Origin of the sequence: Bernardetia aquimarina (assembly GCF_042180575.1) — a bacterium.
In the GTDB taxonomy this organism is placed as follows: Bacteria; Bacteroidota; Bacteroidia; order Cytophagales; family Bernardetiaceae; genus Bernardetia.
This window is the reverse complement of sequence record NZ_CP170094.1, coordinates 650,415-674,499: the sequence shown is the minus strand read 5'-3', so window position 1 is coordinate 674,499 and position 24,085 is coordinate 650,415. Positions and strand designations below refer to the sequence as shown.

18 protein-coding genes are annotated in these 24,085 nt (G+C 31.5%); 6 read left to right on the top strand and 12 right to left on the bottom strand.

All coding sequences use genetic code 11. The features are described 5' to 3' along the window. Positions 1-29: 29 nt before the first annotated feature. Both ACE193_RS02730 and ACE193_RS02725 read right to left on the bottom strand, forming a co-directional pair. Entirely contained in the window at positions 30-1,142 is a 1,113-nt protein-coding gene (locus ACE193_RS02730) for a hypothetical protein (protein WP_375561490.1), read from the bottom strand. 189 nt (positions 1,143-1,331) lie between these two features. Further along, positions 1,332-2,252 carry a hypothetical protein gene (locus tag ACE193_RS02725; RefSeq protein WP_375561489.1) on the bottom strand — a complete coding sequence of 307 codons (921 nt, stop codon included), beginning with the start codon at positions 2,250-2,252 and terminating at the stop codon, positions 1,332-1,334. Positions 2,253-2,755: 503 nt separating this feature from the next. On the opposite strand from ACE193_RS02725, the gene ACE193_RS02720 reads away from it, so the two are divergent. The 3 genes from ACE193_RS02720 (at position 2,756) to ACE193_RS02710 (ending at position 7,588) form a co-directional block, all read left to right on the top strand. Continuing rightward, complete coding sequence (locus ACE193_RS02720) at positions 2,756-4,459, top strand: DUF4139 domain-containing protein (RefSeq protein ID WP_375561488.1); 1,704 nt, start codon at positions 2,756-2,758, stop codon at positions 4,457-4,459. Between the two features lie 186 nt (positions 4,460-4,645). Continuing rightward, positions 4,646-6,364: a mucoidy inhibitor MuiA family protein gene (locus tag ACE193_RS02715; protein ID WP_375561487.1), complete on the top strand. Its 1,719-nt coding sequence runs from the start codon at positions 4,646-4,648 to the stop codon at positions 6,362-6,364. Between the two features lie 156 nt (positions 6,365-6,520). Next, positions 6,521-7,588: a hypothetical protein gene (locus ACE193_RS02710; protein ID WP_375561486.1), complete on the top strand. Its 1,068-nt coding sequence runs from the start codon at positions 6,521-6,523 to the stop codon at positions 7,586-7,588. Positions 7,589-7,632: 44 nt separating this feature from the next. Here ACE193_RS02710 and ACE193_RS02705 read toward each other — a convergent pair whose 3' ends face one another. From ACE193_RS02705 to ACE193_RS02695, 3 genes are read right to left on the bottom strand one after another with little or no spacing between them, the layout of a single operon-like run. Next, positions 7,633-7,893, bottom strand: a complete 261-nt coding sequence (locus tag ACE193_RS02705) for a hypothetical protein (protein WP_375561485.1) — start codon at positions 7,891-7,893, stop codon at positions 7,633-7,635. A 43-nt stretch (positions 7,894-7,936) separates the two neighbouring features. After that, a complete protein-coding gene (locus tag ACE193_RS02700) occupies positions 7,937-8,656 on the bottom strand; it encodes a transglutaminase domain-containing protein (RefSeq protein WP_375561484.1) in 720 nt (239 codons plus the stop codon). Next, positions 8,653-9,372 carry a carboxypeptidase-like regulatory domain-containing protein gene (locus tag ACE193_RS02695; RefSeq protein WP_375561483.1) on the bottom strand — a complete coding sequence of 240 codons (720 nt, stop codon included), beginning with the start codon at positions 9,370-9,372 and terminating at the stop codon, positions 8,653-8,655. The genes ACE193_RS02700 and ACE193_RS02695 overlap by 4 nt, the downstream gene beginning before the upstream one ends. A gap of 155 nt (positions 9,373-9,527) precedes the next feature. Between ACE193_RS02695 and ACE193_RS02690 the strand changes: the two genes are divergently transcribed. Beyond that, entirely contained in the window at positions 9,528-9,974 is a 447-nt protein-coding gene (locus tag ACE193_RS02690; RefSeq protein WP_375561482.1) for a hypothetical protein, read from the top strand. A 102-nt stretch (positions 9,975-10,076) separates the two neighbouring features. Here the strand turns inward: ACE193_RS02690 and pheT are convergent, their stop codons facing one another. Continuing rightward, positions 10,077-12,551 (bottom strand): phenylalanine--tRNA ligase subunit beta, encoded by a 2,475-nt coding sequence (pheT, locus tag ACE193_RS02685; protein ID WP_375561481.1) that lies wholly within the window; start codon positions 12,549-12,551, stop codon positions 10,077-10,079. A 175-nt stretch (positions 12,552-12,726) separates the two neighbouring features. Then, a complete protein-coding gene (locus tag ACE193_RS02680) occupies positions 12,727-13,089 on the bottom strand; it encodes a hypothetical protein (protein ID WP_375561480.1) in 363 nt (120 codons plus the stop codon). 432 nt (positions 13,090-13,521) lie between these two features. Here ACE193_RS02680 and ACE193_RS02675 point away from each other — a divergent pair, with 432 nt between their 5' ends. Beyond that, the gene (locus ACE193_RS02675) at positions 13,522-14,424 is read left to right on the top strand and encodes an ABC transporter ATP-binding protein (RefSeq protein WP_375561479.1); all 903 of its coding nucleotides are present in this window, start codon (positions 13,522-13,524) and stop codon (positions 14,422-14,424) included. Positions 14,425-14,507: 83 nt separating this feature from the next. Further along, a complete protein-coding gene (locus tag ACE193_RS02670) occupies positions 14,508-18,131 on the top strand; it encodes an ABC transporter permease/M1 family aminopeptidase (protein ID WP_375561478.1) in 3,624 nt (1,207 codons plus the stop codon). A 62-nt stretch (positions 18,132-18,193) separates the two neighbouring features. On the opposite strand, the gene ACE193_RS02665 is transcribed toward ACE193_RS02670, so the two are convergent. The 5 genes from ACE193_RS02665 to ACE193_RS02645 form a co-directional block, all read right to left on the bottom strand. Continuing rightward, positions 18,194-19,123, bottom strand: a complete 930-nt coding sequence (locus ACE193_RS02665) for a ribose-phosphate diphosphokinase (RefSeq protein ID WP_375561477.1) — start codon at positions 19,121-19,123, stop codon at positions 18,194-18,196. 153 nt (positions 19,124-19,276) lie between these two features. Further along, positions 19,277-19,873, bottom strand: coding sequence for a hypothetical protein (locus ACE193_RS02660; protein WP_375561476.1), 597 nt, complete (start codon positions 19,871-19,873; stop codon positions 19,277-19,279). A gap of 462 nt (positions 19,874-20,335) precedes the next feature. After that, positions 20,336-21,976 (bottom strand): transporter substrate-binding domain-containing protein, encoded by a 1,641-nt coding sequence (locus ACE193_RS02655; protein ID WP_375561475.1) that lies wholly within the window; start codon positions 21,974-21,976, stop codon positions 20,336-20,338. Between the two features lie 261 nt (positions 21,977-22,237). Beyond that, positions 22,238-23,068: a hypothetical protein gene (locus ACE193_RS02650; protein WP_375561474.1), complete on the bottom strand. Its 831-nt coding sequence runs from the start codon at positions 23,066-23,068 to the stop codon at positions 22,238-22,240. Positions 23,069-23,117: 49 nt separating this feature from the next. Beyond that, positions 23,118-23,984, bottom strand: a complete 867-nt coding sequence (locus ACE193_RS02645; RefSeq protein ID WP_375561473.1) for a hypothetical protein — start codon at positions 23,982-23,984, stop codon at positions 23,118-23,120. Positions 23,985-24,085 lie beyond the last annotated feature (101 nt).

The window sequence follows — 24,085 nt, the reverse complement described above, 5'->3', positions numbered from 1 at the left end:
TTGATTTAGACAGTATTTAAAAATTAAATTTATTCTACAGTAAGTGGAGGAGTTATGGTAGCAGGAATTCCTGCAGCAGCTTTTGTTATTGGTGCTAACAACCATCCTCCATTACTCATAGAACCAGAAGAACATGAACCATAGTTCCAAATAGAGTTTGCTGTAAATGGAACATTCACTGCCATACCATTTGCATCAGCATTATCTAAAATATAAAAATCTCCTGTAGGAGGATCATGAACTAAAAACTTTACATTTCTTGGACGTGGTGAGGTAGAACCAGCATTTAACCATTTAGTACCTACTCCACAGGTAGATGTTGAGTAATAAATTTGCCCATCAGGAAATACAGCAGCCCAACTAATAAAATAGATATAACCTGTAGAAGTCAAAATAGTAATACCTCCAGCATCTATGTCTATAGCTTTTCCTAAGGTAACATCATTTGCATCTTTTACAATGCCTATACCTGTACCTTGTACAGCTGCCCAACTTGCATTGGTACCATCAGTCGTTAAGTATTTACCTGCATTACCCGTTTGATTTGGTAAACTAGAACCTCCAGCCACAGCCCATTGCGTGTTATAGTCTGTTCCATCTATTTTAGTAAGCACCTGCCCTGTTGTTCCTCCTGTTGGTACACCTTGTCCAGCTGCTCCTGTTGCTCCAGTAGCACCTGTTGCTCCGTCAGCACCATTACAAACAAATTTTGTAAGTGTAGCATTTTCTTCTCCTGTATCTAGTGTTCCATTGGTATTTATGTCTAAGCCATATTCTACTTTGATTCCACCATTCGTACAATTTACTCCTGCTGGCTCAGTTGTAGTTTTACTAAGTGAGTTAAGACCATCTTGTCCTGCTACGCCTGCTGCATTAATAAATGTCCAAACAGAACCATTATAATAATAAAAACCTGCTGTTCCATCTGTTTGATAAATTAGCAATCCTGTTGCAGGGCTAGAAATAGCTGTTTTTTGTGCTGCACTCATTCTAGGAGCAAGCATGCCTTTTGTTGTAGATTTAATATCTAAGATAGCAGAAGCATTTGCACTACTATTGTCTTCATTGATAGCTACACCTTGGGAAAAAGCTATATGAGTAGTAAAAAGAAGAGAGGCTGATAGGATAATTTTTTTTAACATAATAAAAGTAAGATTAGAATAGATTTGTATAATTAATAATTTAAACTGATAATTACTCAATAGTAAAAGGAAAAGTTATAGTAGTTGGAACTCCTGTTGCAGCTTTTTTTATTGAGATAAGTAATTCAGCTCTTGAGTGATAATAGAGTATGTAATAGCTTCTTAATAAAGCTTCTTTTTATTAATTCTTTAATTTAGTTTAACTAATGAATATTTTACAACACAATTAGCAGAAGCTGGTGTACTCCAAGTTGCAAGTTTTCCTTTCACAGTTAAACTTGTTGTAGTTGTTAAATCCAATACCATAGAAATATTTGCATACATAGCATTATCGTCATAAAATGATCCTGCTACTTTGATAACACCTCCTTGATCTAATGTAAGTGACATTGCTGTAGATGCTGAATATTCAGTATTACAGAATACTGTAACTAAATATTTTCCCGTGCTTGGAACAATAATGGTTGCTAATGTTGTATTTGTTTTTGTTATTGTTGTAGCACTTCCTGTTTCTTCAGCATTTACTATAGTTATCTCTCCTCCTCCTCCAGCCGTTGCCCACTGTGTATTGTAGTTTGTACCATCTACTTTTGTGAGTACTTGTCCTGTTGTACCACCTACGGGAACACCTTGTCCAGTTGCTCCTGTCGCACCGTCAGCACCATTACAAACAAATTTTGTAAGTGTAGCATTTTCTTCTCCTGTATCTAGTGTTCCATTGGTATTTATGTCTAAACCATATTCTACTTTGATTCCACCATTCGTACAATTTACTCCTGCTGGCTCAGTTGTAGTTTTACTAAGTGAGTTAAGACCATCTTGTCCTGCTACGCCTGCTGCATTAATGAATGTCCAAACAGAACCATTATAATAATAAAAACCTGCTGTTCCATCTGTTTGATAAATTAGCAATCCTGTTGCAGGACTAGAAATAGCTGTTTTTTGTGCTGCACTCATTCTAGGAGCAAGCATGCCTTTTGTTGTAGATTTAATATCTAAAATAGCAGAAGCATTTGCACTACTATTGTCTTCATTGATGGCTACACCCTGCGAAAAAGCTATATGAGTAGTAAAAAGAAGAGATGTTGATAGGATAATTTTTTTTAACATATAAAATTGATTTTAATGGTTATTTTATGAAGAGAACTTATTAAACCACACTTACAAAGTAGGAATAAAAAATAGTTTGTGCAAAATTTACACATTAATAATCAACAAAAAATCAACATATACTTTCTTTTAGCTGAATTTTTTCTTTACAAAGACTAATTAACCAATTTATTATGGAATTAAACTTATGTAAAATATAGATAAAAAGACTAGAAAGTGCAGTTTAAACTTTGATTTTTTAATAAAACCACACATGTTTTTTCACTGTTACTACAATGAAAATATAGAATCTAAAAAAAACAGTACAAGAGTATGTGAGAGAATATGGATATTAGAATTACAAAATTTATCTCAAAATTATTTATGGAATAAAACTAAAATTAGCATCTAAGGTATAAAATCACGAAATTGGTTGTATGCCTTTTTTGATTTTCTTGTTTCTCTTCTTTTGTAAGTGAAACTTCAATCCATTTTTTTCAATAAATTCAAACTACTACTTTTTTATGAAAAACTCCAAATTATGTCTATCCCTCATTCTAATTGCATCAATTTATTTTGCTTTCTTACCATCAAGTTTTGTATTCTCTCAAAGTCTGAACTCTCAACCTGTAACAAGTAAAATTGAATCTGTAACTGCATTTAGAAGCAGAGCACAAATTACACGCCTTGCCAAAGCAAATCTGAAAACAGGAAAAAACGAAATTATCTTTACAGGACTTTCTCCAAAACTTATAGAAAATAGCTTTCAACTTTTAGCTAACTCAAGTCAAGTAACTATTTTTTCAGTTCAACCAACTATTACAAGCCGAAGAAATCCACAAGCGTGGAAAATTTCTGAAAAAATTAGAGACTCACTTCAAAATGCAAGAACTCATCAAAAAGAACTTTCTGATGATTTACAAATCTTACAAAATGAAGAAAAATTATTGGTAAGTAATCAAAAAATTAGTAGTCAAACTCGTCCACTTACACCTACTGAATTAGCTGCAATGGCAGATTTTGTCAGGAAAAGAATTTCAACAGTTCGAAAAGAAATCAGAGAAACAAACCAAGAACAAGCTGAAAATAATTTACTTATAAACCGTCTGCAAAGTGATTTGTCTCGTATGCTCAACAAAAGCACAAATTCAAGTTTTGATTTGGCAGTAGATATTCCTTCTGGGGAAGTGATTGTGAGTTTGGAAGCAAAATCTGCTGTAAGTGTAGAATTTATGTTGCAGTATTTAGTTACACATGTTTCTTGGAATCCAATTTATGATTTGAGAGCAAAAGAGGTGGGAGAGCCAATGGAAATTTCGTACAGAGCGCACGTAAGTCAGACCACAGGAATTGATTGGAAAGATATAAATTTGACTTTATCGACAGCAGATCCAACCCAAAGCACCCAAACACCTGAATTTTATGCTCAACATTTGAAAATTTATCAGCCTGTTGCAGCATATAAAAATCAAAAAGCACGATATGCAAGAGCAGAAAAAGAAGCAGCAGTAGATGCAGCTTGGGGAGATGGTGGAGGTTATAATGATGATATTGAAGTAGAAGAGTCAGCCTCTATTGCAGACTATACAACAGTAAAAGAAACAGCTTTAGCAGCCGAATTTGAAATTAGTTTGCCTTATACGATTCTTTCAGATGGAAGAAAACAGCTTGTAGAAGTTTCGAAAATGGAAGTAGAAACAGATTATCAATACACCGTTTTTGCAGGGCAATGTAAAGAGGGATACTTAATGGCAAATCTTTCAGACTGGCAGCAATATCAACTCGTTTCGGGTGATGTAAATATTTATTTTGAAAATAAATTTGTAGGAAAAACCTATCTTGATACACAAAATTCGGGCGATACATTAGCCGTTTCGTTAGGAAAAGATAGCCGTATTGTAGCTCAACGTATTACACTCAAAGACAAAAACAAAAGAAAATTTATTGGCTCAAATATAACAGAATCAAAATCTTTTGAAATTATAATCAAAAATAATTTGAGTCGCAAAGTAAGTGTGAAGATTATTGACCAAATTCCTCTTTCTATGGATAGCCGAATTGAAGTAGAAACAGAAAATCTAAGTGGTGGAGAGTTAAATTCTAGAACTGGTCAAGTTGTTTGGAATACTGAAATTCCTGCTTCTGATTCTAAGAAATTCAAATTAGAATATACCATCAAATACCCAAAAGGAAAACAGTTGGATACTAATTTTGTGGAAACGAATTAGGGTTTTATTTAAAAATTGAATCTTCTAGATAGCATACAGTTTTAAGTAATTGTATGCTATTTTTGTGGACAAAGTTTCACTCATGTATTATCAAATCGAAAAAAAATATACAATAAAATAGACTACTTGGGGTTATTATTACTAAATAATTCACAAAAATTACAAATTCATCTTAAAAAAATATTTATGAAAAGTCATACCTTACCTACTCTACTTTTATCAATTTTATGTTGCTTTTTTATTCTACAAAGTAATCTTGCTTTTTCTCAAAATCTAAATTCCCAATCTGTAACTAGCAAAATTGAATCTGTAACTGTTTTCAGAACACGAGCGCAAATTACACGCTCGGCAAAAGCAAACCTAAAAGAAGGAAAAAACGAAATTATTTTTACAGGACTTTCTCCAAAACTTATCGAAAGTAGTTTTCAACTTTTAGCTAATTCTAGTCAAGTAACTATTTTTTCGGTTCAGCCAACTATTACAAGCCGCAGAAATCCGAAAGCGTGGGCAATTTCTCAAAAAATTAGAGATTCTCTTCAAAATGCTAGAACAGCACAAAAAGAACTCTCTGATGATTTGCAAATCTTACAAAATGAAGAAAAATTATTAATTGATAATCAAAAAATAAGTAGCCAAAATCGTCCACTTACTCCTACTGAACTAGCTGCAATGGCTGATTTTGTTAGGCAACGAATTACGACAGTTCGCAAAGAAATTAGAGAAAATAAACAAGAAGAAAACGATAATAATCAACTTATAAGACGTTTGCAAAGTGATTTGTCTCGTATGCTCAATAAAAGCACAAATTCTAGTTTTGATTTGTCAGTCGATATTCCTTCTGGGGAAGTGATTGTGAGTTTGGAAGCTAAATCTGCTGTAAGTGTAGAGTTTATGTTGCAATATTTAGTTAAAAATGTTTCTTGGAATCCTGTTTATGATTTGAGAGCAAAGGAAGTAGGCGAACCAATGGAAATTTCGTACAGAGCGCACGTAAGCCAGACCACAGGAATTGATTGGAAAGATATAAATCTGACTTTATCGACAGCCGACCCAACACAAAGCACCGAAACACCTGAATTTTATGCACAACATTTGAAAATCTTTGTTCCTCAAAAAGCGAATGAAGAAGTACAACTTACTGAAGAAGAAATTGCAATGGGATTTACAAGTGATGATTTAGATAGTTTTGGAGGAGGAGATGACTGGGGAAGTGGTGATGATTGGGGTGGAGAAGATGAAAAATCAGAGTCGATTGCAGATTATACCAAAACAAAGGAAACAGCTCTAGCAGCCGAATTTGAAATTAGTTTGCCTTATACGATTCTTTCTGATGGCAGAAAACAACTGGTAGAAGTTTCGAAAATGGAAGTAGAAACAGATTATCAATACACCGTTTTTGCAGGAAAAAACAAAGAAGGTTTCTTGATGGCAAATCTTTCAGACTGGCAACAATATCAACTCGTTTCTGGAGATGTAAATATTTATTTTGAGAATAAATTTGTAGGCAAAACGTATCTTGATACACAAAATTCGGGCGATACATTAGCCGTTTCATTAGGAAAAGACAGCCGTATTATAGCTGAACGGATTACACTCAAAGACAAAAATAAAAGAAAATTTATAGGCTCAAACATAAAGGAATCAAAAGTTTTTGAAATTATAATCAAAAATAATTTGAGTCGCAAAGTAAGTATAAAAATTATTGACCAAATTCCTCTTTCTATGGATAGCCGAATTGAGGTAGAAACAGAAAATCTAAGTGGTGGAGAGTTAAATTCTAGAACAGGTCAAGTAATCTGGAATACCGAAATTTCTGCATCAGACTCTAAGAAATTCAAATTAGAATACACCATCAAATATCCAAAAGGAAAGCAGTTGGAAACTAATTTTGTGGAAACGAATTAGATTGTTTTGATAAATTCAAATCTAGAAAGTAAAATAATATCTGTTTTGCTTTCTAGGTTATAGATTAATATTAGTTTGAAACTTTAGATAAAAAACACAATAAATACTTATGTTTACATTTAGATTTTACATTACGCTCACAAAAAATAAAAAAATATGTCTTTATCCTTTCTGAAAAAAATATTTCTACTTATTATCTGCTCTTTTAGTTTTCAAAGTGCTTTTTCTCAAAATGATACTCCTACTGCCGAAGAAATAATTGAAAGACATTTGGAAGCCATCGGAGGTAGAGAAGCTATAAGTAAAATCAAGACTATCGAATTTGTAGATAAGATATATACTGATAATGGTAAAGTGAAGGATACTATATTTCTTCACTCAAAAATAATTATTGGAGAGTCTGGTTATTCTGAAAATAAAAGAGATTCTATGTTTAGTATTGCTAGAGATAACATGGCGATTGTCAATACAAAAGGTCAAATAATGGGAGCAATTTTTTCTACACTGATGGAAGTAATGGGACATGAAAAAACATTTGAAGAGCTAAACTTTTTATCTGATAAATATAGAATAAGATATTCAGGGCAGGGAAATGTAAATGATTCTGTTTCAGCTTATCAAATCACGATTACAGATTTAAAGGGAATTTCTCAAACAAGGGCTTATGACAAGAAAACAGGACTTTTAGTTTTGAAGCTAAGTAGAACAGGTCAACTAAGTTATTATAGCGATTACCGTAAAGTAGAAGGTGTTTTATTTCCTTTCGGAGTAAAAATGGAAGCAAACAAAACAGTTGTGCAATACATAAAAGTAAATCAAAAATTTGACGAGAATATATTTGAATGGAACAATGAGCAAGACAAAAAAATGATTGGACGTTGGATTCATAAAGCTGAAAAAGTAGAACAAAAAGATACTCCTTTTCTTGAATTGAATTTACAAGAAAGTAGAGGTGGAGAATATCAAGCAGGTTATTTTGACATAGAGGGAGATAGAATAAATGAAGCTAGACTTCCTATTTTGGGTTGGCAACTTGATGGAGATACACTAATGGTTCAGATTGTAGATGTTGGAAAGGTTGATAATCGCTATTTTAAAGTAGAAGATAAAACTGAAAACTCGTTTACTGGTCGTCCTGTCAAGTTTGAATTAGAGGAGATGAGAGACGATGAGAGAGAACAGATAAAAAATTTTAGATTTTATTTTAAAAAGGAGGAAGAGTAAAATAAAAAGAGAAATAACAGTTTGATAAAAATATCATTTCTCTTTTACTTTTTATTCTTTCTCACTCTTACAGTATAAGTAACAAGATATTGACCGTTAATTTTGATATGAACATCATAATAACCTAGCTTTTCAAAAGTATATTTTAATTCTATCAATCCTTCTTTAGTTGTGCTAATAATGGGTTTTTTAGCATATTTAGTAGAACCTGAACTAAGTTCTATTTTAATATTTTCTGTTTTGAGTGAATCGGGAGCTTCAAATAAAAAACTAATTGTTTCATTTTTACCTATCTCCATTTTCATTTTTTGAGGTTCTAATGGAATAAGTTGAGAATTAAAAGCATGTTTAATAAATTAATGGTGCATTCAAAAATTCAGAAAGAGTCGGTTTATTATTCAAAAGCATCCATTTTTTCTCTAAAGGATAATGATTTTTGATAAATAATTTGGGTTCAGTCAAAAAATAACCCTCATTATATTCTGAAATAAATTCATTTTTATCCACATCAAAAAAACCACTTGACCAAGTTGCATCACAGAGATACCATTTGTTATCAAGTTCTACTGCATTCCATGAATGATTTGGAATGCTGTTTTCCTCATTCATATTACTACTTGCAGTCTTTCCATACCCATTCACAATTTCACAATTTATATCTGCAATATTTGCTAGTTCTCTGATTAAATAAGCATAGCCTGTACAAAGCGTTTTTTGTTCTTTAAGTAATTTTTCAAATACTTTTGATGAAAAAGATGTATTCCAGTTTTTCAAAGCTAAACTATCATTTTGAAACTGTTTGCGCTTCTGTTTATTTTTGACATATCCCCAATAATCATTTTCAATATTAGTACTTACCCAAGTATATATCGCTCTAAATTTTTCTACTTGAGAAGGTAACGAGTTTGTCAAATTATAAGAAAGTAAAGGCAAGTTTTTTAAGTTCTCGCCTTTGTAGTGATTTGCAACACTATCAGCTTTACGAAAATCTACATTTCCAAAATCACTGAGTTGTGCTTTAGCTATTCCAGTAATGAACAAAAATAAAATCCATAAAAATCGAATCATCTAAATAAACCTTTAAATTTTTGCCAAACTGTTTGTTTTGATTGATATACTTCATTGACACTTACTTCTCCCAGAAGTTCACAAGCAGAACTTAAAAAGACTTTTAAATTTTGTGGATTATTTTCTGTGATTTGTATTTCTTCGCTTTTGTAACCCACAAATGAAAATATGAGTGTAACTTCTCCATCAGGTATAACAAGACTAAAATTTCCTTCAATATCTGTGGTCGTTCCTATTTTACTTCCTTTGATATAAACTGTTGCCCCTGGTAAAGCTCCATCTGGACTAGTAATATTTCCTGTTATGGTAAATTGGTTAATTGTAGTCGTCAGGTTTTTATCTTCGTTATCTTTTTCTTTCTTTTCAGATGCTTCTGTAATCACAGTTGGATTAGTCTGTTGTGCTTGACTTTTACTAATTGTCAAGAGAGAAAGAAGAGAAAAACTCATCAAACCAATTCCTATTTTTTTCAAGCTATATATTCTTTTTGAAGGAGTAACGGTAGAATAGGTTTTGAGTTGAGACTCATTAAAACGACCACAAGACTTTTTTTGATTATTTTGGAAATAGGCTATAATCTCTTTATCAGTCATTTGGGTAAAATCTATGACTTCTTTCTGACAAGAACCACAAAAGCCACCCACTTTTGTAGCTTTAAAATTCTCAAACTTTTCTGAACATGGCTTATCAATGCCGAGAGTAATGTTTGGTTTCATCGTTTATTAGTTTCTAAAAAATTATTAAAAATTCATAGTATGTTTTCAATACGTTGAGGATAAGCTAAAGTGTTGCAATAGAAGAGTTTTTTTAAATTTTGATTAACAGAAATATTTCACTTTATTTAGCAATTCTAATTCAAAAAAATAATTTTATGGAATTTAGCTACAAAGAAATCAAAGAATCCTATTTAGAAATAAAATCATTTCTAAAATTAAGTAAAAAAGAAAATGAAAAACTCAATCTTAAAACTAAAATAGGAGAAGATTTAGATTTTTGGGGAGATGACAACCTTCTTTTATTAGAAGAATATATCAAAAAATATAATTTGAATTTTGATAATTTTAATTATGCTCATCATTTTGAAAGTGAACTTGAAATAATTGATATTCGTCGTTTTATAATAGGACTTATTTATCTTCCTTTTCTAATTTTAATTTTATCATTCAATTATTTATTTCCAAAAAATAGTATAGAACCTAGTATTCTATTTCTGAAAGGAGATGTAAAAGCAGATTTAACTTTCGGAGATTTGGTAGCCAGTAAATTAAAAGGAGAGTTTTGTTTGAAAGCAGATGCAAATATTCAACTGAAAAAATAAGACATAAAAAAAGGGATAAAGCGTACTTTATCCCTACAAATACTAATATTCTGACAGTTTTCAAACCTGCCGTTGTCGGTACCCCCACCGACGACCAAAAAATTACTTTCTAATCAAAGCACCTACTTCTTTTTCATAAGCAGCAATAAGTCTTTGCATCGTTTTTTCGATTGTTTTTTCATCTAGTGTTTTGTTTTTGTCTTGCAATGAGAATGCAACAGAATACGATTTTTTGCCTTCTTCAATTTTGTCGCCTTCGTAAATATCAAAAACAGAAACATTTTGTAAAATTTTTCGCTCTGTTTTTTGAGCTACTTTTTCAAGTTCAGCAAAAGAAACTTTTTTATCCAAAACGATAGACAAATCACGACGCACAACAGGGAATTTTGAAAGCGCAGAAAACTCTCTTGGTTTCATTTTTTGATTTAATAAAGCTTCCCAACGAATTTGAGCATAAAAAACTTCTGCATTTGTTTCTGTGAGTTTACACAATTTTTTCTTTACCAATCCCATTTTCAGAATTTGCTCAAAAGAATCTTTTCCTGTTCTTTTTGTAAGTTCGATGCCGTATTGAAGTTCATTATCTTCACTCAATTTGTTTTGGTCAAAATCAGAAATATCAAAACCTACTGCTTTCAAAATTCGTTGAACGACACTAGAAAGCTGAAAATAATCAACTGGAGTAGCTTTTTTATTCCAAGAAGTAAGCGTAGAACCAACTAAGAAAAGACCTAGTTGCCACTCTTCGAAGTATTTATGTTCGTCATCTTTAGGCTCTTCTATTTTTGAATAAACTTTTCCAAACTCAAATCCTTTTATGAGTTCTTCTTGTCTATTCAAGTTTCTTGTAATGCTTTCCAAACCACCAAAAAGCAAACTCTGACGCATTACGTCCAAATCTTCACTCAATGGATTTAGCATTTTTACACTTGTAGATTCTATTTCTAAAGCCTTTGCATAATTTGACGAAGTAAGCGAATTATTCATCATTTCTGAAAAGCCCATTCCTACCAAAATATCAGCCGTTTTTTTACGAATTTCTTGGTCTTTTGAAATGGAAGGTGCAATATAATCAGTCGCTGCTGTCTGTGGAAAATCAATATTATTCAATCCATAAATACGTAAAACTTCTTCAGCAATATCAGCAGGTTTTAAGACATCGACACGATAAGTTGGAACTGAAACAGTTATTTTATCATCATTTTCATTAGAAACTACAATATCTAAATCTTTTAAGATGCGTTTTACAGTTTCTTTTGGAATTTCATTTCCGATAAGCGTGTTCAAATAGTTGTAAGAAACTTCAAAAGTTGGATTTTCAATTTTTTGAGGATACAAATCGGTAACTTCACTAAAAATAGTTTCTTCTGTTCCTGCAACTTCTTGAATTAATAAAGCTGCATATTTGAGTGGATAAAGAACATTATTTGGGTCAGTTCCACGAGCAAAACGGAAAGAAGCATCTGTAAAAAGGTCGTGAATTTTTGAAGTTTTACGAACAAAATCAGGCGAAAAATAAGCTGACTCTAAAAAAATATTCGTAGTAGAATCAGAAACACCCGAATCCAAACCACCAAAAACGCCAGCAATACAAAGAGGATTTAGCTCAGAATCACAAATCATCAAATCGCTTTCTGCTAATTTATATGTTTCTTTATCTAAGGCTACAAATTCTGTTTTATCCTTTAAAGTTGAAACTACAATTTTATTTCCTTTAATTTTATCAGCATCAAAGGCGTGTAAAGGCTGCCCAAAAGAATGCAAAACATAGTTTGTAATATCAACTACATTATTGATTGATTTCTGTCCAATAGATTCCAAAGCCATTTTGAGCCACGCTGGAGAATCTGTAACTTTTACATTTTTGATAGTAAGACCTGCATATCTTGGACACGCCTCAGCATTTGCAATTTCTACTTGAACGGCATCAGTTTTATTAATTTCTTTCTTTAGTTTGTCAAATTCTTCAATACTTGGTTTAGAAATTTCACGTTTCAAACGAGCTTTCAAATCTCTAGCCGTTCCATAATGTGAAGCTGCATCTACTCGGTTTGGAGTAAGACCAATTTCTAAAACTATATCATTTTGTAAATCAAAAACTTGACTTGCAGGAGTTCCATTTTTGGCTTGTGCTTTTTCGCCTTCTAAGACCAAAATTCCGTCGTGTCCTTTTCCTAACCCTAGTTCATCTTCGGCACAAATCATTCCTTCGGAAACTTCTCCTCTGATTTTTCCTTTTTTAATTTTAAATGGTTCTCCGTCTTCTGGATAAAGCATTGTTCCGATTGTAGCAACAATTACTTTTTGTCCTTTGGCTACATTTGAAGCTCCACAAACGATTGATAAATTTTCTTCTGCTCCAATATTTACCGTTGTGCAGTTCAAATGGTCAGAATTTGTATGAGGCTCACAAGTCAAAACTTCGCCCACTACAAAACCTTCTAAACCACCTTTTATTTGTTCGAAAGTTTCGATTCCTTCTACTTCTAGTCCTGTTTCGGTAAGGTATTCTGCTATTTTTTCAGCAGATTCTTCAAGTTGAATGTATTTTTTGAGCCAGCTAAGTGAAATGTTCATAGTATAAGTTCTGTGTTGTTGGTAAGGAAACCAACAACGGCGATTTTAATTTCTTGATTTATATTTTTTATAGATGCGAAGGTAAGAAGTTTTTTGGAAATTATCTATACTAGAAAATTTGAAGATATATTTTTACTCTACATAAATGAAATCTAACTCTCCTTTTTTAATTCCTTTAAAACTGTTTTGGTTGGTTGTTTTTATCTGAAAACATTAATAGTACTCCTTCTGAGTTTTTTCTATAAGCTAGACCAAAATTATCTTGACTTAAATAATCTACACCAGTATGTGACGCATAATCTTGATGCCAACCTTCTTGATTATTATTCATCCATTCAACTATTTTTTTCCACTTTTCAGAATTTACTTCAATCTTAATAGATTTACTTTCTGTAAGACCAGTTTCTGAATCAGTTGTATTTATTGTTAATACAAATGGCTCAGAGGTATTGACTAAATTCTCATTTGTTAAATCAGTTGTGCAACTGGATAGTAATAGAATCAAAATTAAATACCCAAAATTTATAATTTGTTTCATTTTTATTTTTTGTAAATTATCTATACTTGTGTTTGTAGTTATTTACGACTATTTTTCAAAATAGTTATTACTTCTTCGTCTGTTGTATCTCCCAAAACGGCATTAAAAACTCTTTCAATCATTTCTTTAGAAATATCTAAATGTGTAACAATTCTGAGCCATTCTTTTCCAAAATTAGAAACTAAAACACCTTTTTTAGCTTCATTTTTGAATTTTTCGGACGATTTTAATTTCTTGACATATATTTTTTATAGATGCGAAGGTAAGAAGTTTTTTTCGTCTCTAAAAAAACAGTTGTTATGACTTGATAAATTAAAAAAGGAATTAAATTTTTCTTAAAAATTGTAATTTTTATAGACTTGGTGCAACCTGTTAGGAGAAATAGACTCTATTAAAACTCAAAAAGCATTTTTCACTCACTCAACTACTGTTATGCAATTAACTATCAATAATCTAAACAAAACGTATGCTAATGGCGTACAGGCTCTTACCAATGTTTCACTTACCATCAATAAAGGAATGTTTGGGCTTTTAGGACCAAATGGAGCAGGAAAATCTTCCCTTATGCGAACTATTGCTACACTACAAGAAGCTGATAGTGGCACAATTACTTTTGAAAATGGAAAAGAGAGTATTAATGTTTTAGAACAAAAAGATAAAGTTCGTTCTATTTTGGGTTATTTACCTCAAGAATTTGGTGTTTATCCAAAAATAAGTGCAGAGGTTTTATTAGACCATTTGGCTGTTTTGAAAGGAATTACAAATAAAACTGAACGCAAAGAAGTAGTTCACGCACTTCTGCACAAGACAAATTTGTATGACAAAAGAAAGAAAAATTTAGGAGGATATAGTGGAGGAATGAAGCAGCGTTTCGGAATTGCTCAAGCACTTTTAGCAAATCCAGAACTTATCATTGTAGATGAACCAACAGCAGGGTTAGACCCAGCAGAACGCAATCGTTTTCATAATCTTTTGAGCGAGCTTGGCGAAAATACCATCGTTATTCTTTCTACACATATTGTAGATGATGTAAAAGAACTTTGTACAGATATGGCAATTATAAATAAAGGAGAAGTTTTATTACAAGTTCATCCATTAAAAGCCATCGAATCTTTAGAAAACAAAGTATGGAGAAAAAAAATAGAAAGAAACGAAGTAGAAAGTTATCAAAAAAGAATGAATGTAATTTCGGATAGAATGAGTGCAGGAAAACCAGTTATTCATGTTTATTCTGAAACTCAACCCGAGGAAGGTTTCGAAATCGTAGAAGCAGACTTGGAAGATGTATATTTTAATACAGTTAGTAATCACCAGTTAGCAGTTGCCAGTAAATAAATTTAGAAGTCAGATTTTAGAAGTTAGAAGTAATACTAATTTCATTGAAATTCTCCAATCTCCATTTCCTAACTCCCTTTTCCATGTTATTAGAAATTATTCGTTTCGAACTCAAATATAGGCTCAAACGTCCTGCGACCTATCTTTATTTTGCCATTCTTTTCTTGCTCACTCTTGCAGCCATGACAAGTGATTTTGTTCAGATTGGAGGTGCAGCAGGACAAGTCAAAATCAATGCTCCTGTAACTCTTGCCAATACTATTCTTATTATTACAGCCTTTTTTAGCATGATAGTTTCAGCTATTATGGGCGTAGGTATTTTGCGTGATTTCGAACACAAAACGCATTCTATGCTATTTACTACACCTATTACTAAACGAGATTATCTGTTTGGTCGTTTTATAGGTTCTCTCATTGTTCTTATTTTTGTTTTTAGTGGTGCTTTCTTCGGAATGACTTTGGGCTATCTCAAATCATTTTCAGAACCTGAACGTTTTTTGGCTTTTAATTTATGGCATTATTTACAACCTTTTTTGCTTTTTGGAGTAACAAACCTTTTTATTAGTGGAACACTTATGTTTGCTGGTGGTGCTTTGAGCCGTAAAATGTTAGTAGTTTATACACAAGGAATTTTACTTTTGGTGCTTTATATTGTTGCTCTTCAACTTTCTAGTTCTTTAGAATACAAAGATATTGTTGCTTGGCTAGACCCATTTGGAATTTCTGCTTTTAGAAGACAGACAGAATATTGGTCTATTGCAGAGCAAAATTCTCAAACTGCTCAACTTACAGGTTTTGTTTTGTATAATCGTTTATTGTGGCTTAGTATTGCTATCGTTTCCTTATTTGTTTTGTATAAAGGTTTTGCTTTTCGTGTGGTTCGTCAGAGTTTATTTAAACCAAAATCAGAAATAAAAACAGTTGCTACTCCGATTGCAATTACTAATTTGCCAAAAGTAAACCTAAATTTTGGTTTTGGTGCAACTCTTCAACACCTTTTTAAATTAACCATTTTTTATTTTAAAAACCTTTTTAAAGAAGTTCCTTTTCTCGCCGTTGTGATTGCTGGAATGCTTATGACTTTTGCTGCTTCAATGAATATGAATAGACTTTATGGAGCATATTCTTTTCCGACAACTTATTCTGTTATTGAACTTATTCAAAATAACTTTACTTTATTCTTCTTGATTATTGCTGTTTTTTATACTGGAGAGTTAGTTTGGAAAGAACGAGAAGCCAAAATGGATTTGATTGTAGATGCACTACCTACTCAAACTTGGATTGGAATTATTAGTAAATTTTTTGCTCTTATTTTGTCCTATTCTGTATTAATTTTAATGCTCATCTTGACAGGAGTTTTAATACAAACTTTTAAAGGATATTATAATTACGAACTTGGTTTGTACTTCAAAACAATGTTTTCAGACACGCTTTCGATGCTGATTATTTATACTTTACTAGGTTTGTTTGTACAAGTAATGGTCAATAATAAGTTCATTGGATTTGCTACAATGATTATCATTTTTATTGTTGATGGGTTGTTGCAATATATGGATATCGAACATCCTCTTTTTCACTTTGGAAGTGGAATGAGCTTGGGAACATATTCAGATATGAATAGCTTTGGGCATTTTGTTACGCCATTTTCTTGGATGAGTGCTTATTGGATTATGTTTTCGGTGGCTTTGCTTTTTATGGCTGTTTATTTTTCAGTAAGAGGAACAGAAACAAACCTCAAAACTCGTTTTACGATTGGAAAATATAGAATCAATAAAACATGGACTGCTGGGCTTATGGTAAGTCTTGTCGCTGTTGTATTTTTGGGTTCATTTGCTTTCTATAATACAAATTTGTTGAATGAATATAAAAATTCGAAACAACAAGAAGAAGTAAGTGTAAATTATGAAAAAGAATTAAAGCAATATAAAGATGTAGAATTACCAAAAATTACGGCTGCAAACCTTAAAGTTGATATTTTTCCAAAAGAAAGAAACGTAACTGTAGAAGGCTATTTTACATTAAAAAATAAAACGAACAAACCGATTGCAGATATTCATATTCAGAAAGGAGATAGAGGAAATATCAAAACTGAATATCTAAAGTTCTCAAAAGAAGCAGGCCTAAAAGACAAATTCAAAGAATTTAACTATGAAATCTACACACTTGCAAAACCATTACAGCCCAATGAAACCATGAAACTCAACTTCAAGATGGTTTTGGAAACAGAAGGGTTTGTAACAAGTGGAAGTAATACCAATATAGTGGAAAATGGAACATTTTTTAATAATAGCTTTTTTCCTTCTTTGGGATATAATGAAGGATATGAATTAGGAGACGACGACAAGCGAAAAGAATATGATTTACCAGAAAAAGAACGTATGCCAGCTCGTGAGGAAGAGAAATTTCATTCGCATAATCTTTTTGGAAATGATGCTGATATGATTGATTTTGAAATCGTTCTGAGTACTTCGCCTGACCAAATTGCTATTTCACCTGGGTATTTACAAAAAGAATGGATAGAAAATGACAGACGTTATTTTCATTACAAAATGGATGCTCCAATGGCTAATTTTTATGCGATGCAATCTGGAGTTTATGAAGTAATGAGAGATAAATGGATTTCAAAAGCTGATTCGAATGGAACACAAAAAGAAGTTGCTCTTGAAATTTATTATCACAAAGAACATACAGCAAATTTGGATAGAATGATGAACGGAATGAAAGATGCTTTAGGTTATTTTTCTGAAAATTTTGGAGAATATCAACATCGTCAGTTACGTATTATTGAGTTTCCTCGTTATCAATCATTTGCTCAATCATTTGCCAATACAGTTCCATATTCAGAAGAAATTGGTTTTATGTTGGATATGAAAAGTGATGATATTGATATGAATTATTATGTTACGGCACACGAAACGGCGCACCAATGGTGGGGACATCAAGTAACAGAAGCACCAGTACAAGGAGGTACGATGCTTTCAGAAACGCTTTCGCAGTATTCAGCTTTGATGGTAATGAAACATAAATATCCTAAAGAAATGGTTCAGAAATTCTTGATTTATGAATTGAATAGCTATTTGAGAGGAAGAAAAAATGAAAAAAGAAAAGAACTTCCTTTGGATTTGGTAGAAGGTCAGCAGTACATTCATTACCGAAAAGGTTCTTTGATTATGTTTGCTTTGCAGGATTATATTGGAGAAGATAAAATTAATTTAGCTTTGAGAAATTACCTCAATAAATGGAAATTTAGTGAAGGAATTTATCCAACTACAACAGATTTGACAGACGAAATAAAAGCTGTTACGCCTGATTCTCTTCAATATTTAATTACTGATTTGGTAGAAAATATTACTTTTTATGACAACGAAACCAAAAAAGCAACTTACAAAGAGTTAGGAAATGATATGTATGAAGTTACTTTAGTCTTGAAAAGTAAAAAAATGGTAGCTGATTCTTTGGGATTAGAAACCAAATTGCCTTTAACAGAGTGGATAGATATTGGAGTTTATGGAGAAGAACCAGAAGAAGTAAATGCAGAAGGGTATAAATTTGCTCCTCTTTTGTATCTTGAAAAGCACCAAATTACAGAAGAAAATTCTACAATTACAATAAAAGTAAAAGGCAAACCTGTAAAAGCTGGAATTGACCCACTCAATAAACTCATCAACAGACGTGATGATAATGTCAAAAAAGTGGAGAAAGAGTAATCAAAAGTATTTTTTAATAACTGGTTTAAGTGTCGATGCTTAAACCAGTTATTTTTTTTCTATCAAAATGAATTCACAGCTTGAATCAATAAATCAGAAATAGAAGATATTTCTATAAAATCTGTTTTTTGGGCTGCTTCTTTTGCGTTTGGATGCGTGTCTGTAACAATTATTTTTTCTATCAATTTAGAATCTTCTAATCTTTTCACACTTCCATTTGGAAAAACTCCGTGTGTTGCTACTACATAAATTTCTTTTGCACCTGCTTCTTTATACACCTTTGCAGCATTAACAAGTGAGCCACCTGTTCGAATCATATCATCGTATAAAACTACTTTTTTTCCATTTACATCTGCATTGATGCCTGTAATTTCGGTATCACTTCCCGAAGAACGACGCTTATAAACAAAGGCAGCATCTACTCCCAAATCAAAAGCAAGAGATTCTACCCATTTTGCACGACCAGCATCAGCAGAAGCCAAGACAAAATCTGTTCCTCCTAACTTTCTAGCAGCTTCCAAAATCAACGGTTTTGCGTACAGATGAACTGTATGAACACCTCTTTCAAAATAATATTGAAGTCCAGAAACGTGTAAATCTACCATAACAATACGATTTCCTAAATAGGATTGAGGAATAGCAGAAAGCAATCTTGCACGAGTTTTGGCAGTAACAATTTCGCCAGATTTTACAGTTCTTTCCATAGTGGAATAACCATAAAAAGGAATAATAATCGTTAGTTTTTTTACACCTTCATCTACAAGTCCACTTGCTAAGTCGTAAAGTTCCATCGTATCTTGTTCCGAAACTGTTCCACCAATCAAAACAACTTCTCTTGACTGAATTTTTGATAAAATTCTGTAATACGATTCTCCATCTGGAAAAAGTTTGTGTTCTAATTCTCCTTTCTCAAATATATTTTCTTTTTTTACAAATGCTTCTTGAAAATAGGTGTATTTTTGAGTAGAAAATACTAATATTTGTTCTTTCATAATTTTATTATAAAAATAAAAACCGTCGTTGAGGTTTCACCGTCAACGAGGTTTTAATTACTTATTTCTTCTTTAAAAACATTAAAATTATAAACGGATTATTGTCAATGAATTAAATTCATAATTCACAATTTATCATTCATAATTTTAAAATTATCCTCTTCTACGCTCCAAAAGAATCATCATCATCAAACCTAAAAGTATTCTTTCTTCTTCTATTTCGTTCATTTCAGCTAGTTTTTCTACTTTGAATCTTCTTCCAAAAAATGAAGGTTCTTTTTTAAGTTTGGCTACAATTTCGCCATTAGGACGGGAAACATTATAACTAGGATTGAAAAAATAACCTGTTAGCATATTTAAAACAGGGACTTCTCCCAAAGCCGAATCAGCAACTTTTATCCAAGCATTTGCTTCTTCGATAATAAAATCTTGCTCATCTGAAATATCATAAATTTCATATTTTGCTTTCCAAATAGAACGCCAGCCTTTACGAGCAACTCTTCCTAAGTTTTTGCCTGAAGCATCTTCAAAAGCATAAGAAGCTGAAAAATCTAACCATTTGTTGGCTTTGATAGAATATTTAAGTTCTGATTTGGAATCGTCTGTAAAAAGATTGACTTCTTCTTTTAGCTTAAACATTTTTTGGCGTACATACGCAAGTGTTTGGTCGTTGGCATCGGTAGCAATAAAATCGTTTGCAAATGTGCCTATTTTGAAAGTAAGATGAAGAGGGAACTGAAAATGACTCATAATATAATTTTAATTTGAGATAAATTTGGTAAAAGTAGATATTATTCTACAATAATATTTTAGTCTAAATACTAGGGTGCATAACAAACTGTCGCATAAACAGGGTTTTAACCCTACTGTTTACCCACATGTTTTTAAACGTAAAACACAGATAGTGTATTTGTAGGTTAAAGGCTTGCCTTTGACAAGTTAGGTAGTCATTTTTTAGTTTGAAAAGAATACAAATACAGTCAAAGGCAAGCCTTTGCCCTACAAATTTTAACATTTCCATTGTTTTGGAAACTATTTTATGCAAAAACAACCTATTTTAGACTTGTGGGTAATCGATAGGGTTTTAACCCTGTTTTTATTTTTGTAATGCACCCAAATACCATTAAAAGGTAAGAAAGAACAATTTATACATTTAATTTAGATAATGAAAAAATAATTGACTTATGATTAATTTACTTTTTTGAAAAATATCTAGGTTTGGGCAGGCAAAACTTCCTGTTTTCCTAGATTAGGAATTTGTAATGTAAAAATAGAGCCTTTTTTATAATTGGATTGTAATTGAAGTGTTCCTTCAAGTTGTTCAACGGTTTGTTTGACTACATAAAGCCCCAAGCCTGTTCCTTTCGAACGTTCATTTCCTCTATAAAACATTTCAAAAACTTTATCTAGTTGTTGTTCTTCAATCCCTTCACTATTATCTTCAATCGTAATCGAAGCATGGGTTCGTGTAACTCGTGTCGAAATTTTGACAAATGAAGGCTCTTCTCGTTTTGCTCTATATTCTACCGAATTAGCAATCAAACATTCCAAAATTGTATAAAGACGGTTTGTATCTGAATAAAATTTGACTTCTTGTATAATTTGTTTCTCAAAACCTACTTCATTTGCACCTTCCAAAAACTTTGCTTCTTCTATTAGTTGAGAAATCAAACCATCAAAATGGATGCGTTCTTTTTTTACTTTAAAGTTTTTATTGGCTACATAGGCTAAAATTTTATTTACGTAATAATCTAATTTGTGCAGACTTTTTCCAATATTCGAAACATAAAAAGAAAGGTTTTCATTCTCTTCAAATTCTAATTGAATAATGCTGACCAAACCTAAAGCAGAAGCAATCGGAGAACGTACATTATGCGAAACACTATATACAAATTTATCTAATTCATAATTTCTTTTTTCTAACTCATCATTTTTATCAAAAAGTAATCTTTGCATTTTTTGGCGTTCTACTACTTCTTGTTGAAGTTTTTTTGTCTTTCTTTGTACTTGTTTTTTTAATGTCCAAACCCAGCTACCTACAATAACGATAAGAGAAATAAAAATTATGGCAAACCATTTTAATCGTTTTAGTAAAAGTGTATAGGCTTCTTTTTCATTATCAAACCATTTAACATAAAGTTCTGAATAAATTCCATTTTCTTTTATTCGGTTCATTCCTTCCTCAATATCTTGGGCTAGTTTTTTATTTCCTTTTTTGATAACAAAAGATAGATTTTTTGAAAAAATAAAATCTTCACTTACTGCCAAATCATCCAAATTGTGTTCCTCTATAAATTTATGAGCTGTATATTGATTGATAAGCGCATAATCACACATTCCTGAAGCAACCATTTTGAGAGCATGCAAATCAGTAACAGACTGAATTCTTTTTATACTTGGTTCTTGTTTTTTTATGTATTCATCTGCAATCGCCATTGAAGTTACGACAATAGACCTATCTTTTAATTGAACAATGGATTTTATGGGAGTACTTTTTTTATTTCTCACAATAACATAAGAAACAATATCATGATGAGGTAAAAAATCTACAACTTGCGCTCTTTCTTCTGAATAAATCATATCTGATACATTTATTCTTCCATTTGGTTGTTCCAATTCTTCTCTAATATGTGTCCAGTTTCCAAGAGTTACTTCTACCTTATATCCCATTTCTTTTCCAATGGCACGTATTAGATCAACATGAAAACCATCATAATTACCTTTTTTATTGATAAACTCATAAGGAGGGTAGTCATAATCAGAACCAAAAATGATTTGTTTGATAGAATCATTTTGTCCAAATAAGTATGAAGAGGAAAATAGAAGTAGTAAGAATAAAAATACGTATCTCATCAAAAAAATCAATAAAGAAAGTAAAAATTGTTTTTTGCCTATCTTAAATTGTATTAAGATACGTATTTTTTTTAAAAATCTAAGAGTATGTTTAAATTTTATTTTATTAATTGATTTTAGATAAAATGCTGTTTTGTATCTCACAGATCAGCATTTGAAGAGATAAAACTGTGTCCTCTGTTCCACAGGATACTAAATTGTGTATGTCAGTTATTAAAATTTAATACTGTACTATCTCTAATTATAGGCTATTTCTGTTAGTTAATGGAATAATCTAGCAGGTTCTCCTATCACTATATGTCCATTACTATTTGATTGAATTCTTTGCATGGTTTCATATTCATTTTGGTTTTCACTATAAAAAAAGACTTCTTTAAAATAAGATATTTGTTCTAATCCTCTCAAAAAAGTAGCTGTTTTTTTATAATCTCCAGTAGGTAAAACTTTTTTTGTCAAACTTCCAGTGTCAAAATAAACCAACAAGCTAGGAAAAATTTGAGTATATATTTCTCTGTCATTTACTCGTTCTACATATGTTTCTCGTTGGTATTTAATTTGTCTTATCCTATCTAAAGAAATACGCTCTTTTCCCAGTTCAATATAGGTTCTAAAAATACGTACATCATCTTCATGATTCCCTATTATTTTTCTAAATTGAGTAGTAGAACTCATCATAGCAGCCAACATTGCACCCATAACTCCAGCCAACAGCGTAATTCCATAGTTTAATTCTATTTCAAAATTAAGTTCTATTGCACTTATAGAAAATAAAGTAAGAAAAAAAGGAATAATTGCACCTACTATGATAGCATCATAATTCATCTCCAAACTCAATAATTCTGTAATTAATTGTGATTTTCCTTTTTTAGCAATAAGTTTTATAGGTAGAGCAGGAACAGCTTCAAGCGTTTGATTCTGTTCACAATGTTGTTCATTCATATACATCCAGCTATCTTCCAAAAAGCAAGATTTACAAATAGAACAGAAAACAACACTATCATTTTCTTTGACAGCATCTCCTGTAATTGGGTCGGTTCGTTCTATGATATGAGAATGATAAACAGAATTTAATTTGTGGGAATGGTAGGACATAAATTTTTGATTGAAATATGAAATAGTGTCTATTTTTCTAGGAGTTTTATCAGTCTGATGTAGTGAATACAGATTTTCCTCTATAATCAATTATTTTTCTAGGTTTGCCTACTTGTATGTTTCCATTACTATTTGACTGAATGGCATCCATCGTTTGTAATTCTTCAAAACTTTCACTGTAAAAAAATACTTCGGTAAAATGTGAAATTTTTGCTAATCCTTCCAAAAAGTATTTGTTACGCTCATAATTGGCAGTAGGCAAACGGCTTTGTAGAAACTTCCCTTCATTAAAATAAATCAATATAATAGGTGTGTAAGTACTAATTGTTTGTCCTTCTTGTCCTTGATAAACAACTATTTCTCGTTGATACTTAATTTGTCTTATATCACTCCAAGAAAAATGATCTTTTCCTATTTCTATTCGGTTCTTGAAAATACGAACATTATTTCTATCATTTTTTACTATTCTTTTAAATGTTTGTGAGGTACTTAGAATACTAGACAAAATAGCTGATATTGTTGTTGTAAATACTGAACCAATAAATGTTGCTGTCAAACTATAAGCAAAAAAAGTATCTGATGTAGCCAAACCAAAGAAAGAAACTAGAAAAGTAACAAATACAACACCCACTACAAAATCAATATTTATTCCTGTATTTTTGAGTTCTGTAATCATTTCTTTACTTCTATTTTTAATAGTAAGTTTAGAAGGCAAAGCAGGCACAGTATCAAGTGTTTGACTTTGCTCACAATGTCTTTCCTTCATAAAATCCCAACTATCTTCCAAAAAACAAGATTTACAAACAGTACAAAAAACAACCCTATCATTTTCTTGTACAGCATCGCCTGTAATTGGGTCGGTTCTGCCAATGATATGAGAATGAGTTGAATTTAATTTGTGGGAATGGTAAGACATTTATGGAATTTAAGTTTAATACACTGTTTCAAAAGTTTGTTTATATTTTGAGATTGTTTTATTCCTATCAGACACTTTAACTTCGTTGAGGACTAAAGCTG

Bases quoted from the DNA above. Each gene is read 5' to 3' on its own strand.
- ACE193_RS02730 (WP_375561490.1), bottom strand. From the start codon at position 1,142: ATGTTAAAAAAAATTATCCTATCAGCCTCTCTTCTTTTTACTACTCAT.
- ACE193_RS02725 (WP_375561489.1), bottom strand. From the start codon at position 2,252: ATGTTAAAAAAAATTATCCTATCAACATCTCTTCTTTTTACTACTCAT.
- ACE193_RS02720 (WP_375561488.1), top strand. From the start codon at position 2,756: ATGAAAAACTCCAAATTATGTCTATCCCTCATTCTAATTGCATCAATT.
- ACE193_RS02715 (WP_375561487.1), top strand. From the start codon at position 4,646: ATGAAAAGTCATACCTTACCTACTCTACTTTTATCAATTTTATGTTGC.
- ACE193_RS02710 (WP_375561486.1), top strand. From the start codon at position 6,521: ATGTCTTTATCCTTTCTGAAAAAAATATTTCTACTTATTATCTGCTCT.
- ACE193_RS02705 (WP_375561485.1), bottom strand. From the start codon at position 7,893: ATGAAAATGGAGATAGGTAAAAATGAAACAATTAGTTTTTTATTTGAA.
- ACE193_RS02700 (WP_375561484.1), bottom strand. From the start codon at position 8,656: ATGATTCGATTTTTATGGATTTTATTTTTGTTCATTACTGGAATAGCT.
- ACE193_RS02695 (WP_375561483.1), bottom strand. From the start codon at position 9,372: ATGAAACCAAACATTACTCTCGGCATTGATAAGCCATGTTCAGAAAAG.
- ACE193_RS02690 (WP_375561482.1), top strand. From the start codon at position 9,528: ATGGAATTTAGCTACAAAGAAATCAAAGAATCCTATTTAGAAATAAAA.
- pheT (WP_375561481.1), bottom strand. From the start codon at position 12,551: ATGAACATTTCACTTAGCTGGCTCAAAAAATACATTCAACTTGAAGAA.
- ACE193_RS02680 (WP_375561480.1), bottom strand. From the start codon at position 13,089: ATGAAACAAATTATAAATTTTGGGTATTTAATTTTGATTCTATTACTA.
- ACE193_RS02675 (WP_375561479.1), top strand. From the start codon at position 13,522: ATGCAATTAACTATCAATAATCTAAACAAAACGTATGCTAATGGCGTA.
- ACE193_RS02670 (WP_375561478.1), top strand. From the start codon at position 14,508: ATGTTATTAGAAATTATTCGTTTCGAACTCAAATATAGGCTCAAACGT.
- ACE193_RS02665 (WP_375561477.1), bottom strand. From the start codon at position 19,123: ATGAAAGAACAAATATTAGTATTTTCTACTCAAAAATACACCTATTTT.
- ACE193_RS02660 (WP_375561476.1), bottom strand. From the start codon at position 19,873: ATGAGTCATTTTCAGTTCCCTCTTCATCTTACTTTCAAAATAGGCACA.
- ACE193_RS02655 (WP_375561475.1), bottom strand. From the start codon at position 21,976: ATGAGATACGTATTTTTATTCTTACTACTTCTATTTTCCTCTTCATAC.
- ACE193_RS02650 (WP_375561474.1), bottom strand. From the start codon at position 23,068: ATGTCCTACCATTCCCACAAATTAAATTCTGTTTATCATTCTCATATC.
- ACE193_RS02645 (WP_375561473.1), bottom strand. From the start codon at position 23,984: ATGTCTTACCATTCCCACAAATTAAATTCAACTCATTCTCATATCATT.